The organism is Shimwellia blattae DSM 4481 = NBRC 105725 (genome assembly GCF_000262305.1).
Lineage (GTDB): Bacteria > Pseudomonadota > Gammaproteobacteria > Enterobacterales > Enterobacteriaceae > Shimwellia > Shimwellia blattae.
Genome location: NC_017910.1, coordinates 499021 through 512765 on the forward strand (window position 1 = coordinate 499021; position 13745 = coordinate 512765).

Annotated in this window: 11 protein-coding genes; all 11 read left to right on the top strand. The window is 35.4% G+C overall.

Annotation, left to right across the window (positions count from 1 at the left end):
- Positions 1–78 precede the first annotated feature (78 nt).
- The 11 genes from wbaP to EBL_RS02385 all read left to right on the top strand — a co-directional run bounded on the left by wbaP (position 79) and on the right by EBL_RS02385 (position 13740).
- Positions 79–1506 (top strand): undecaprenyl-phosphate galactose phosphotransferase WbaP, encoded by a 1428-nt coding sequence (wbaP, locus tag EBL_RS02350; RefSeq protein WP_002441841.1) that lies wholly within the window; start codon positions 79–81, stop codon positions 1504–1506.
- A 7-nt stretch (positions 1507–1513) separates the two neighbouring features.
- Positions 1514–2659 carry a glycosyltransferase gene (locus tag EBL_RS19565; protein WP_002441839.1) on the top strand — a complete coding sequence of 382 codons (1146 nt, stop codon included), beginning with the start codon at positions 1514–1516 and terminating at the stop codon, positions 2657–2659.
- Positions 2656–3648 carry a glycosyltransferase family 4 protein gene (locus tag EBL_RS19570; protein ID WP_002441837.1) on the top strand — a complete coding sequence of 331 codons (993 nt, stop codon included), beginning with the start codon at positions 2656–2658 and terminating at the stop codon, positions 3646–3648. The genes EBL_RS19565 and EBL_RS19570 overlap by 4 nt, the downstream gene beginning before the upstream one ends.
- Before the next feature lie 20 nt (positions 3649–3668).
- Positions 3669–5003, top strand: a complete 1335-nt coding sequence (locus tag EBL_RS19575) for a hypothetical protein (protein WP_002441835.1) — start codon at positions 3669–3671, stop codon at positions 5001–5003.
- A 71-nt stretch (positions 5004–5074) separates the two neighbouring features.
- The gene (locus tag EBL_RS19580) at positions 5075–6295 is read left to right on the top strand and encodes an O-antigen ligase family protein (RefSeq protein ID WP_002441833.1); all 1221 of its coding nucleotides are present in this window, start codon (positions 5075–5077) and stop codon (positions 6293–6295) included.
- Between the two features lie 60 nt (positions 6296–6355).
- Positions 6356–7777, top strand: coding sequence for a mannose-1-phosphate guanylyltransferase/mannose-6-phosphate isomerase (locus tag EBL_RS02360; protein WP_002441831.1), 1422 nt, complete (start codon positions 6356–6358; stop codon positions 7775–7777).
- 14 nt (positions 7778–7791) lie between these two features.
- Positions 7792–9168, top strand: coding sequence for a phosphomannomutase CpsG (gene cpsG, locus EBL_RS02365; RefSeq protein ID WP_002441829.1), 1377 nt, complete (start codon positions 7792–7794; stop codon positions 9166–9168).
- A gap of 65 nt (positions 9169–9233) precedes the next feature.
- Positions 9234–10382 (top strand): glycosyltransferase family 4 protein, encoded by a 1149-nt coding sequence (locus EBL_RS02370; RefSeq protein ID WP_002441828.1) that lies wholly within the window; start codon positions 9234–9236, stop codon positions 10380–10382.
- 30 nt (positions 10383–10412) lie between these two features.
- Positions 10413–11306, top strand: coding sequence for a glycosyltransferase family A protein (locus tag EBL_RS02375; RefSeq protein WP_014715765.1), 894 nt, complete (start codon positions 10413–10415; stop codon positions 11304–11306).
- Between the two features lie 41 nt (positions 11307–11347).
- Positions 11348–12787 carry an oligosaccharide flippase family protein gene (locus tag EBL_RS02380; protein WP_126298236.1) on the top strand — a complete coding sequence of 480 codons (1440 nt, stop codon included), beginning with the start codon at positions 11348–11350 and terminating at the stop codon, positions 12785–12787.
- Positions 12784–13740 carry a polysaccharide pyruvyl transferase family protein gene (locus tag EBL_RS02385; RefSeq protein WP_002441822.1) on the top strand — a complete coding sequence of 319 codons (957 nt, stop codon included), beginning with the start codon at positions 12784–12786 and terminating at the stop codon, positions 13738–13740. The genes EBL_RS02380 and EBL_RS02385 overlap by 4 nt, the downstream gene beginning before the upstream one ends.
- The last annotated feature ends 5 nt before the right edge of the window (positions 13741–13745 follow it).

Genomic DNA, 13745 nt, shown 5'->3' on the forward strand with positions numbered 1-13745 from the left:
TAGCTAAGGCCCATTATTCAAATGGGCTAATTTAGATTGTTTATTTTTAATGTATATATATCTGCGACAGAGGAAATAATGTCTCACTTTATGAGGAATATGTTCTGTAGCACAGCTTTAGCTTTGGCGGATTTTATAAGTTTTACCGCTTCACTTTACTTCGCTCTAGGTGTGCTTTCAATAACATTAAATGATTTTGAGAATAGAGTTACTAATAATCAAATAGAGGGCTGGATTTATTTACATTGGTTATTAGGAGCATGCTGTGTTGCATGGTTTGGTATACGCCTTAGACATTATTTTTATAGAAAAACCTTTTGGTTAGAGTTGAAAGAAATACTTAGAACTTTGCTTATTTTTGCTGTTTTTGAAATAGCAGTTATGGCTTTTGCTAAATGGTACTTCTCTAGGTATCTATGGCTATTGACATGGTGTTTTGCGGCAGCACTAGTTCCTCTCTCAAGAATGGCAACTAAATGGATTCTTAATAGGTTAGGTTTGTGGTTACGAGAGACATGGGTAATTGGTAGTGGGAAAAATGCCAGGGATGCATGGCTAGCGATTAATAGTGAGCGTAACCTTGGACTAAAAATTTCTGGATTTGTTTCTAGTGACATTCGTGACAAGGTTGGTGATAATATCTATGGTGTCCCGATAGTGTTAGCTGATAAAAAATGGTTATTAACTATAAATAAACAAATGCAATTTATTGTAGCAGTAGAAGCTCAGCAGAGTGATCTGCGAAATAATTGGTTGCGTGAGTTTATGATTAAGGGATATCGCTACGTATCTATTATTCCTACATTACGTGGAGTACCTCTAGACAGTACGGATATGTCATTTATTTTTAGTCATGAGGTCATGATATTTCGCGTGCAACATAACCTTGCCAAATGGTCATCTCGAGTAATGAAACGATTATTCGATATTGTTTTTTCAATTGCTATAATTTTAATGCTGTCGCCGCTGTTGATATATATTAGTAGGAAAGTGAAAAAGGATGGTGGCCCAGCAATTTACGGGCATGAACGTGTCGGTAAAAGTGGAAGGCCATTTAAGTGTTTAAAGTTTAGATCAATGGTGATTAACTCCAAAGAGGTACTTGATCATGTGTTGTCAACAGACGTTGCAGCCAGAGAAGAATGGAATTCTACTTTTAAATTGAAAAATGACCCCAGAATTACTCCTATAGGCCATTTTTTAAGGCGCACTAGTTTAGATGAATTACCGCAGCTCTTTAATGTGTTAAAGGGGGAGATGAGTCTCGTTGGCCCAAGGCCAATAATTACAGAAGAACTTGAGCGCTATAATAAAGAGGTTGATTATTATCTTCTGAGTAAGCCGGGTATGACGGGGTTATGGCAAGTCAGTGGTCGTAGTGATGTCGATTACGATACTCGTGTATATCTAGACGCATGGTATGTTAAGAATTGGTCAATGTGGAATGATATCTCAATTCTTTTCAAGACAGTTGGAGTCGTTTTAAAGAAAGATGGGGCCTACTAAATCAAATATGAAAATACTGATTTTTAATACATTATACTATCCTTACCGGATAGGAGGAGCCGAAGTCTCTGTTCAGATACTTGCAGAAGAGTTGGTTAAGAAAGGGCATTCAGTCAGGGTAGTATCATGCACAGAAGATGATGAAAGATCTTTTGATATAATAAATGGTGTCGAACTTGTGAGAATACCATTGTTAAATTGCTACTGGCCTTTTACAAAAGAAAAAAAATCAAAAATTAAAAAAATTATTTGGCATATTTTAGATAGTAGTAATTTTTTTATGGACAAAAAAATTAAGTTAGAGCTTGATGATTTTTTGCCTGATATTGTCCATACTAATAATGTCTGCGGTTTTTCTTCAAGAATATGGAAGACAATAAAAAATAAAAAATATCCGTTAATTCATACATCGAGGGATTATTATTTATTTCATCCAAACAGCACTTTGTTTAGAAAAAATAAAATAATGAATGAAAACGGAGTGAGCGTTTTTTTATGGTCGATGTTAAGACGAAGATATAGCTCCTATGTCGATACTTATGTAGGAATAAGTAAATTCATATTGGAATTGCATGTTAATAATGGTTTTTTTAAAAATAAAAAAACATCTTTTATTTATAATCCAGTAAAAAGTATAGTGGTTAATAATAATAATTCAATAAAAAATATAGGTTTTATTGGACGTCTTTCAACTGAAAAAGGATTTGATATATATTGTAACTTATCTAAATCCTATAGCGATAAATATAATTTTATTGCTGCCGGAGATTATGTGATAAATGAAAAAACATCTATGGAATTGTTAGCCAATCGATCCGGTGTTGATGTCCGTGGGTATATGAGCCTAAGTGACTTTCTTTCAGAAGTTGATGCTGTGGTATTACCAATAAAATGGAATGAACCTTTTGGACGTACCGTCGTAGAGTGTGCATTAGCTGGTAAGTTTGTTATAAGCAATAGAGTAGGCGCAATCACTGAATTAGCAGATATATTACCAAATGTTATACTCCTAGATAATGTAGAGGTGGATTTTAATTGCGCATTACAGCTTGTTCAGAAAGGTAAAACTTATACTGGTAATGATTTTGATGCATCATCAATTGCAGATAAGTACGTAGAGCAATACAACAATACTATTACGAGCGTAAAATGAAAAGAAATGCTGATAATGTTATATTTGATGGGCGTTGGTTTGGGGAGCATGGTATAGGGCGATTCGCTACTGAAGTTTATTTGCGTAATAATGATTTCAAACTTATTGATAAAGGTGTGAAGCCCACAAGTCCATTGGATGTTTTATTCATTACGCTTTATCTTCTTTTCAATAAAGGGTTCTATTTTTCACCTGGATATAATGCGCCATACTTTTTCTTAAAAAGAGCGGCTATCACTATTCATGACTTGAATCATATTGATATTGATTGTAATAGTTCATTTCTGAAAAGATTATACTATACGGCTGTAATGAAACGAGCTTGTCATAAAGCATATAAAATATTCACTGTTTCTGATTTCTCAAAAAAAAGAATTGCACAGTGGGCTGGAATTGATGAGTCTAAAATAGTGGTCGTAGGTAATGGAGTATCTTCGGAATTTACAAACATAAATACAAATACAACTATAAGTAAAAATCATATACTTGTAGTCAGCAATAGAAAAGAACACAAAAATGAATTGAGAATTATTGATGCATTTGAAAATTCGACTATACCAAAAGATATAGATCTAGTCTTTACTGGGGACATAAATGATAAACTAAAAGCTCTCTTAGTAGAGAAAAACCTTCAAAAACGAGTAAGATTTACTGGGAGAGTCACTAATGAAGAACTAGCTGAATTGTATAAAGGTGCTGTTTTTTTACTTTTCCCTTCTCTCTACGAAGGTTTTGGACTACCGGTGATTGAAGCAATGTCCTGTGGTACTCCAGTTATTACTTCTAATTCCACTTCATTGCCTGAAGTTGCAGGGGATGCTGCTTTATTAGTTAATCCTGAAAAAGTATCAGATATTACGAATGCAATAGATACGCTATATTTTGATCAGGATTTGCAGCGTATCTTAATTGATAAGGGCTACATACAAGCGAAAAAATTCACTTGGGAAAAAACTTCTAATATAATTAGAGAAAATCTTATTTTATAATTCATCAAGCTCCGGTATTTATGGCTGCGACTATTATGAATAGACGAAATATATTGAAGTGTTTTGCTTTACTGTCCTTTTCAGGTGTATCCACTAAACTACTAGCCAATGATCCATCATATGAAAAAAATGATATTGAGGTTTTAAAAAAAATACACCACTCCTCAGTAAGTCCTAAAGATTTTGGTGCTGTGGGGGATGGTAAGGCAAATGATACAATCGCAGTTTTAAAAATGATTGACTATGCTGTTTCTCATTCTTTAAGCATAGATCTTCGGGGTGGTCCATGGAAAATATCAAATACGATTGATTTTACAGATATCAAAGAGATATCTTGCGACTGGACTGGACGATTTATTGTTGACCCAGTTAATTTTGATAGTAACTGTTCATATGTTGTGACTTTAGGCTCTCCTGATAGTAGCTTCAGAAGTAGACGTGCTAATAACTTATGTATTAATGGGTTGTTGTGTATTGTTTCTACTTCAAAGAAAAAGAAATTAAATGGTTTATTCATCAAAGGCTCCTTGTTAAAAATAGATGCTATAAGAGTGATTGGATTTAATGGAGAAGGTGTTAATATATCAGCCACCTGGGATAGTTCGTTTGTTAGTATATCGACCGAGGATTGTGGAAATACTGAATATTATCAGTTTTCCATTAACAGATACGGTGATACCTCTAATTGCTTATTTATTGGCCGTCTACAATGCGAAAGAGCTAATCATAAGTGTTTTTCAATCGAGTGTATTCGTTCTGTCATTAATACCATTCATGCCGAGCGCACTATTATTTTAATTGATGATGAAAAGAATAAAAAAATACCATCTAAATTGAATTATGTTAATGTGAAGATCGATGTTGGGAACACTACAATTAATCAGATATTTCACGATGTATCTAAAAAGAGCAAGTATAAAAAATCATCAGTACTGCTTAATATAGATCATGGTTCTATAAAAGATGTGCAAATGAATGATAGTGTAATATCTACTAGCTTTGGGCGGTTTTCAGAATACATAAACATCTCCGCAAGGTCATGGTTTTTTAGTGGAAATCAAATCACCAATAATGTTATTTCAAACCCTAAGATTCTACAGGATATCACTGTTATAAATGATACAAAAATTCAATATGGTAAGATAAATAATTTATCTTTAGGTGCAGGTTGTTCCGGTAGCTATTTTTTAAACGTTAATATCGCTGGCATCAATACTATTCCTGATACTGTTGAAAGTTGCTACTTTCAAGCATGTGTCTTTGAATGTGAATATGATGCAATTATAAATAGAGATTCATTGAAGAAAAACATTGAGTCAAAAAAAATAATTTTCAATGACTGCAGATATATATGATTAAACTAGACTATATATTTAGCACATGGGAATCTATGCCTTTTAATTAAACATAGAATGAGAGCTTCATCATGGATAATGTATCTACAAAACATAGTGATACACCTTTAACTAGCAGTGCTCTTTTGCTGGTTTTCCTATTAAGTATTGCTTGTCAGCTCACGGATGTTGCCTTAGGGCCAGTGAAATTATGGGAATTAATGGCAATATCAATATTCCCATTGACCATAAGAAAAATTGAAAAGAGAATATTAATATTCTTTTCTGCATTTTTGATGCTTTTAATTCTTTCATTAATGAAAGGTTTTTTTGCGGATATTCATTATCAATATTTCTCGGCATTAAAAAGTAAGTATGTTATATCGATTGTTAGATTTATTGAGTTGATACTTTGTTTGATAGTTACTCTTACCCCATATAATATTGTACGTAATAATAAGGGAAGTGTTGAATCAATAATAAAAGTATTTTTAACATTTAATCTATATATTACGTTGTTTATTTTTATCCTGTTTGTTAGTGACGTTCTTTTCCATACTGGTCTCGTATCTTATGGTGTAACTCACCGCTTACGTGGTTTGTATGTTGAGGGGGGGCCATATGGTCTTTTTATTAGCACATTAATATTGCTGGAGTTAACTTTCTTTAAAAGAAAGTTAGTCATTTTTGTCTTTTTGTTGGCGCTGATGTTATCACAGTCAAAAGCAGGGATTATTTCGTGTTTTCTATTAGTGACTTATTATATTTTCATTAGAAGCCCTTTGCTTAGAACATTTATAAACCCTAAGAAAATAATAAGATTTTCAATAACAATGATATTTCTGGCTGGCCTTGTATTAGGTGTTACCTATAAAGTTGCATATAATTACTATGATGATTTAAATAATGTTGATGATGTTTTAGCTAGTCGAATTAATGACACGTCATTTGTCATGGGGCGTATAGCTGCTACCCATATTGGGCCAAACATAATTTCTGATAATCCCGTAGCAGGTGTTGGTCTTGGCGCATACTCTTTAGTTCGTAATAATATACAATATCGACAGCAGTTTCCTTTTGTTTCTGGTTGGGATTTGACTGGATTAGGAGGATTAACGACTTTAGCAATAGAAAATGGATTTTTAGGATTGGGGATATTTTTATTTGCGACACTACTTTATTTTTCCTTTAACTTGTTAGGTGGCTATTTTATTTTACTCTTTCTGTTTCCATTTGTATTAGGGGCTCAATTATATATGGTATATCCTTGGTTTTATTTAGGGTTATATGCTTGTTTGAGAAAAAAGAGATAAATAATAATTTTAACAATACTCTTGCGTTGTCATGAATAAACTAAAAATTTGAGGGGTTATATGATATTGCCAATTATTATGGCGGGAGGAACGGGAAGTCGCTTATGGCCAATGTCCAGAGAGCTATACCCTAAGCAATTCCTCCGATTGAACGGTGGTGATTCTATGCTTCAGGCAACTGTGAATCGCTTGCATGGTTTAGGTGTTAGCCAACCATTAGTGATTTGCAATGAGCAGCATCGTTTTCTGGTGGCGGAACAATTACGACAAATAAACTGTTTATCCAAGAATATTATTTTAGAACCAATAGGAAAAAATACAGCACCTGCAATTGCATTGGCTGCCATAAATGCGGCAGTCAACTCAAATGAGGACCCTCTTCTTTTAGTTCTTGCTGCAGATCATGTTATTGAAAATACAAAATCTTTTCATCAAGCGATACATGATGCAATTCCTTATGCCAATCAAGGTAAGTTAGTTACATTTGGTATTGTTACTACTGGACCAGAAACTGGTTATGGTTATATTCAACGTGGACAGAAGTTTAATGAGGCCGAGTGTTCGGCCTTTGAGGTTAAACGGTTTGTAGAAAAACCAGATTTGGCTACCGCACAGGAATACTTTGAAAGTGGAGAGTATTACTGGAATAGTGGAATGTTTTTATTTCGTGCGAAGCGATATCTTGAAGAGCTAGGTGTCCATCGGCCGGATATACTCACTGCTTGTCAAGACGCTATGGCTGGTCAGTCTCCTGATTCGGCACAAGATTTTATTCGCGTAGATAAAGAGGCTTTCATTAGGTGTCCAGATGAGTCAATAGATTACGCAGTTATGGAGAAAACGTCTTCTGCTGTCGTTGTTCCGCTTGATGCCGGCTGGAATGATGTTGGATCTTGGTCCGCTTTGTGGGAAGTGAACGATAAAGATGAACAAGGTAATGCTGTTACTGGTGATGTGTTTACTCATAATGTAACAGATTGCTATATCAATGCCGAAGAGCAATTAGTCGCAGCCGTAGGTGTGGAGAATTTGGTTATTGTCAGCACTAAAGATGCTGTATTAGTGATTGATAAATCTAAAGTTCAGGATGTTAAGAAAGTTGTAGAGCATCTTAAAAAGAATTGTCGCCGTGAATATAGGTTACATCGTGAGTCATATAGCCCGTGGGGCAGGAATGATAAGGTTGTAAGCACGTCCCGTTATAATATAAACAAAGTAACGGTTAAACCGGGTGGTAAGTTCTCACTGCAGATGCACCATCACCGTGCGGAGCACTGGGTTGTATTATCTGGTACTGCACAGGTAACGCTCAATGATAAAGTCTATTTACTGACAGAGAATCAGTCTACATTTATACCTGTTGGTGCACAACATATGCTGGAAAATCCAGGGAAAATCCCGCTTGAATTACTGGAGATCCAGTCCGGTTCATATTTAGGTGAAGACGATATTATTCGTATCAAAGATCATTACGGAATGTAAAAAAAGAGGTGAACATGTCCGGTAATTTAACCTGCTTTAAGGCATATGATATTCGCGGAAAATTAGGTGAGGAGCTTAATGAGGATATAGCTTATCGTATTGGTCGTGCATATGGTGAATATCTCAAACCTAAAACTATGGTACTGGGTGGTGATGTGCGCCTTACCAGCGAAGCGTTAAAATTTGCTCTTGCAAAAGGCTTACAGGATGCTGGTACTGACGTGCTGGATATTGGTCTTTCTGGTACCGAAGAGATATATTTTGCAACGTCATACCTGAAAGTGGACGGCGGGATTGAGGTTACTGCCAGCCATAATCCGATGGACTATAACGGTATGAAGCTGGTACGGGAAGAATCCCGGCCAATCAGTGGCGATACGGGATTACGCGATATTCAGCGTCTGGCAGAAGAGAACAACTTCCCGGATACTGATAACGTAAACCGTGGTAACTACCAGAAAGTCTCCATTCTTGATGCTTATGTTGACAAGTTGCTGAGTTACATAGCTTTTGCTAACTTTAGTCGCCCGATGAAGCTGGTAGTTAACTCAGGTAATGGCGCTGCTGGTCATGTGATTGACGTTATTGAAGCCCGTTTTCAGGCTGCAAATGTACCCGTCGAATTTATTAAAGTACATCATCAGGCTGATGGTAATTTCCCTAACGGTATCCCTAATCCTCTGCTGCCAGGCTGCCGTCAGGACACAACGGATGCTGTTGTTAAATCACATGCGGACATGGGGATCGCGTTTGACGGTGATTTTGACCGATGCTTCTTGTTCGACGACCATGGCAACTTTATCGAAGGTTACTACATCGTTGGTCTGCTGGCTGAGGCATTTCTGGAAAAACATCCGGGTTCAAGGATCATTCACGATCCTCGTTTAAGTTGGAACACCGTTGATATTGTTACTAAAGCCGGTGGCATTCCTGTTATGTCTAAAACCGGGCATGCATTCATTAAAGAGCGCATGCGCAAGGAAGACGCCATTTACGGTGGAGAGATGAGTGCGCACCATTACTTCCGTGACTTCGCTTATTGCGATAGTGGGATGATTCCATGGCTGCTGGTTGCTGAATTGCTGTGTGTTAAGGGTAAGACTCTGGAGCAATTAGTTAATGATCGCATGGCTGCATATCCTGCGTCAGGTGAGATTAATAGTGTGCTAGACGACGCTAAGGGTGCGATTACTCGAGTATTGGAAAAATACCAGACAGAAGCCTTAGGCGTAGATTATACAGACGGTATTAGTGTTGAATATACTGACTGGCGCTTTAACCTGAGGAGTTCAAATACTGAGCCTGTTGTTCGTCTGAATGTTGAGTCCCGGCAGGACACTGTTCTGATGCAAGAAAAAACAGCTGAAATACTGGATTTGCTACGTCGTTAATTTTTAAAGATGAGGTGATTATTGTCATCTCATCTTTTTATTTGATAGATAGGTTTAATGAAATTATGAATAATGAGCTAGATGTTGGCATTATAGGCGACTGGTTTGTTACCTATGCTGGTTCGGAAAAGGTAGTCGCAGAGTTTCTTGAAGTCTTTCCGCAGGCTGACCTCTATTCTGTCGTTGATTTTTTATCGGAAGAGAATAAAGTACATTTCAAAAATAAACCGATAACGACGACTTTTATTCAAAATCTTCCAAAGGCTAAAAAGAAGTACCAAACCTATTTGCCTCTGATGCCATTAGCTATTGAACAATTAGATGTATCAAAACATGATATCATTCTCTCCAGCAGCCATGCCGTCGCAAAAGGGGTGCTAACTGGGCCAGATCAGCTTCATATCAGTTATGTTCATTCACCTATCCGCTATGCCTGGGATCTCCAGCACCAATATTTACGTGAAGCTGGCATGGATAAAGGGGTTAAAAGTATGCTGGCACGCTGGATTTTGCATAAGATGCGTATCTGGGATTGCCGGACTGCAAATGGTGTCGATCATTTTATTGCTAATTCGAAATTTATTGCTCGTCGAATTAAAAAGGTTTACGGAAGAGATGCTGACGTAATTTATCCTCCTGTGGATGTTGAACGTTTTACCCTGAACGAAAAGAAAGATGATTATTACTTTACGGCTTCAAGATTAGTGCCCTACAAAAGAATGGATCTCATTGTTGAAGCGTTTAGTCATATGCCTGATAAGAAACTCGTTGTCGTCGGTGATGGTCCTGAAATGCCAAAATTAAAGGCCAAGGCAACAAGTAACATTGATATATTAGGTTATCAATCTAATGAGGTTATGCAAGAACATATGCGCAATGCTAAGGCGTTTGTTTTTGCTGCCGAAGAAGATTTTGGTATTACGCCTGTAGAAGCACAGGCATGTGGTACTCCTGTTATAATTTTTGGGAAAGGGGGGGGGCTTGAAACGACTATACCATATGGTAAAGATAGCCCAACAGGAATTATATTTAATGAACAATCGGCACAGGCAATAAAACAGGCTGTTAGTGAATTTGAAACTACTGCTGATATTTTTGACCCCGTTGCATGTAGACAAAATGCAGAGAGGTTCTCATCCGAAAGATTTAAGTCAGAAATTGAAATGTTTGTCAATGAAAAATGGCGTCATTTTTGTGATAATAAAAATAACTAAACTACTATTTTGAATTAGTAAGGGAAAAATATGCTGTTACACGTCATGAAGAATGTTGTTAGGCCATTCTATAGATATTTTAAGAAAAAAAGACTTTTTATTTTAACAAATAAACTTGATTTAATTAATAAAAGCTCTAAGGTTAACATCAATGAGATGTCTAATAAATTAGATGATGTCATTGTTTCATTAACAACACATGGCCAACGAATTGATACCGTGCATATTACGATTGAATCAATCCTGAACGGTGATTTTGTTCCAAAAAGACTCATCTTATGGCTTGATAATGCACAAGTCTATAATAATCTTCCCGAGTCGTTATCAAGACTTAAAAAAAGAGGCGTTGAAATATTCTTAACAAAAAACTATGGCCCACATACGAAGTATTATCCATATATTAAGCTAAATCTTTCTGAAGGTTATTTGGTGACTGCTGATGATGATATAATATATCCGAAGAACTGGCTTTCTTTACTATATAAATACGGTAACAATAAAAAAGGTGTCATTTTTTGTTTCCGGGCTCATGAGATTAAATTTAAAGAAACAGGAGAGTTTGATAATTACAATTTATGGAAACCATGTCAGACGATTTTGCCTAGTGTAAAATATTTTGCAACTGGTGTTTCAGGCGTTATCTACCCTCCGGAATTTCAAAAAATGTTATATGACGAAGGTGAGGACTTTATCTCAAAATGTCCAAAGGCTGATGATGTTTGGTTACATTATGTTGCATATAAAAATGATTATAAAATACAGCAAATAGGTAAAAAGAGTAAACATTTTCCGATGGTGGCAGGTACAGAACAGTACGGGCTATGGAATAATAATGTTGCGCTAAATGACAATGATAATCAAATAAATAAAACGTATTCAAAATATGAAATGCACGACATACTCCTACGTTCAAACAAAAAATAATATACAAATTGTTGATGTGTTAATATTAATTTGTTGGGGGTATGATGATAAGTAAAAGCAGTATAAAATCTGCTGCAATATGGTCAAGTATAGAAGCCATATCTTCCGTTGGGTTAAGCTTTATCTCAATAATCTATTTGGCCAGAATATTACATCCATCTGATTATGGCTATATTGCAACAGCTCAGATAATGTCTAGCTTAATAGGCATGATATGTAGTTTTGGATTAACTGAAGCTGTCATTCAGAGAAAAGAACTGGACGACAAGGTTAAAGAAACAGCCTTTACTGGTTCTTTGATATTTATTCTTATCGCTTTATTATTGTCAAGTATTGTTTTGTTTTGCTTATATTTATTTACAACAGAAAAAATTGTTATTTATATATTTGTTTTTGAAACAATGGGTGTTGTTTTTACAATATTGTCCTTGCTTCCAACTGCTCTACTTTTGAGAGAGTTGAAAATGAGTGCATTTACAAAACGCACATTGATTTCCCGGATTTTATTTTTTGTGGTAACCATTCCTCTTGCATTAAATGGTTTTGGTGTGTGGAGTGTAGTTTTTGGTAACCTAACACAATCATTTACCGCAATGCTGTTAGTCTTTTTTGCAGTCAGACATGATATTCCACGGAGACTCACCCTTGATTTTAAATTATTTAAAGAACTTTTTTTATTTGGTTTTTATGTAATGCTTGAAAATATATTATGGAGTGTGCTTAGTCGCGTATTTAGTCTTCTTCTGGCAGCTTTCCATGGTACTTATGCTTTGGGTTTATATAATATGGCATCAAGATTAACTGATTCCATATTAGGGGTGCTGAATACAGTTATTAGCCGGATGGCTTTACCTCTATTCTCCCACGTACAGGATGACAATAAAAAATTACATTCTGTATTTCATAAAGCTACTCAAATATTTAATCTTGTATCCATGCCGGCATTTGCAGGCATGGCCTTCACAAGCGATAAATGGGTTCCTATTATTCTTGGCGATAACTGGAGTGAAGCTATACCAGTAATAAAGATAATATCTGTAATGTATGCCATAATGTACTCGAGGATTTTCGTCGGGACAGCCATGAAAGCTGTTGGTGAATCAAAAAGGTTTATGATTTTGTCGGCAATATCTGCTTTTTTGTCTGTACTGACTGTTCTTTTAACCAAAAATTATACACTTATTGAAACTGTTTTTTCTTGGGCTGTTGTTCGTGTAGTGGTAACAATCCCGATTGGCATTTATTTAATGAAGCTAATACTGAATATGAAGGCAATGCCACAATTAAGACCTGTTGTAGTTCCATTTCTATCTACGATTATTATGTCTGCAGTATTGATTTTCTTTAATATGTCAAACATTATACTTTTCAGTAATCAAGTAATTAGCCTATCCATGATTGTTTTGATTGGTGGTATTACATATATTTCCTCTGTTTTTATTTTGAGATTTTTATTTTCTTTGTTTAAAGGTAGTGTATGAACGATTTATGTATGATTAGATTGAAATCTGAGTTAGATAAAATAGTAACATTTATAAATGATAAGGATGATGTTATTTATGTCGATTATCCGCTGCATCACAATGTTGGTGATTTACTTATTTATCAGGGTGCCATTGCTTTTCTTAAAGATAAAGGTGTTCGTATAAAATCTTATTGCTCTACTGCTGATGTAAATATCAATAATCTAAAAAAGATAGCAACTGAAAATACTACTTTTATTTGTCATGGCGGGGGTAACTTTGGTGATATTTACCCAATCCATCAGCAATTGCGTGAAAATATAATTTTGTCATTTCCTCAAAACCGCATTATTGTATTGCCACAAACATCACACTTTTCAAACAACGATAGTTTGGAAAAGACTGTTAACGTTTTTAATAAACACAGAGATATTATTTTGTTTGCAAGAGATAAACAAACTCTTGAAACATTTAAGATGCTTTCACCTAAGTCCTTTTTATGTCCCGATATGGCTCATTATCTTTATAATTCATTTAAAGTTTCAGCAAAAAATAAGAAGACACTATATTTTTTGAGGGTGGATAAGGAGGTGAATAGTACTCAGCTATCTCTTAATATACCATCTAGTGACACCCCTATCGACTGGTGTGATATCATTACGAGGAAGGATAAGATATTTCGACGGATTATAGAAATTATCCTAAAATCATCTAACGTTATGAATAGCAAAGCTCTTAAAGATCTCTCCGCTTATTTATGGATATCACATAGCGGTCAACTGGCTAAACGGAGTGGTTTTTATTTCTCATCATTTGATAAAGTAATTACATCCAGAATGCATGGCCATATATTATCTTGCTTAGTTGATACCAGAAATGAGCTCATCGACAACTCTTACGGAAAAAATTCTGGATATTATTCTCAATGGACCAAAGATGTGGATTGCGCATCTATACTTAATAATCAGTAAAGCAT

What these genes read in the sequence shown, in the direction of transcription:
- EBL_RS19570 (WP_002441837.1), top strand. Translation starts at nt 2,656, where the DNA reads ATGAAAAGAAATGCTGATAATGTTATATTTGATGGGCGTTGGTTTGGG.
- cpsG (WP_002441829.1), top strand. Translation starts at nt 7,792, where the DNA reads ATGTCCGGTAATTTAACCTGCTTTAAGGCATATGATATTCGCGGAAAA.
- EBL_RS19575 (WP_002441835.1), top strand. Translation starts at nt 3,669, where the DNA reads ATGGCTGCGACTATTATGAATAGACGAAATATATTGAAGTGTTTTGCT.
- wbaP (WP_002441841.1), top strand. Translation starts at nt 79, where the DNA reads ATGTCTCACTTTATGAGGAATATGTTCTGTAGCACAGCTTTAGCTTTG.
- EBL_RS02385 (WP_002441822.1), top strand. Translation starts at nt 12,784, where the DNA reads ATGAACGATTTATGTATGATTAGATTGAAATCTGAGTTAGATAAAATA.
- EBL_RS02360 (WP_002441831.1), top strand. Translation starts at nt 6,356, where the DNA reads ATGATATTGCCAATTATTATGGCGGGAGGAACGGGAAGTCGCTTATGG.
- EBL_RS19580 (WP_002441833.1), top strand. Translation starts at nt 5,075, where the DNA reads ATGGATAATGTATCTACAAAACATAGTGATACACCTTTAACTAGCAGT.
- EBL_RS02375 (WP_014715765.1), top strand. Translation starts at nt 10,413, where the DNA reads ATGCTGTTACACGTCATGAAGAATGTTGTTAGGCCATTCTATAGATAT.
- EBL_RS02380 (WP_126298236.1), top strand. Translation starts at nt 11,348, where the DNA reads ATGATGATAAGTAAAAGCAGTATAAAATCTGCTGCAATATGGTCAAGT.
- EBL_RS19565 (WP_002441839.1), top strand. Translation starts at nt 1,514, where the DNA reads ATGAAAATACTGATTTTTAATACATTATACTATCCTTACCGGATAGGA.
- EBL_RS02370 (WP_002441828.1), top strand. Translation starts at nt 9,234, where the DNA reads ATGAATAATGAGCTAGATGTTGGCATTATAGGCGACTGGTTTGTTACC.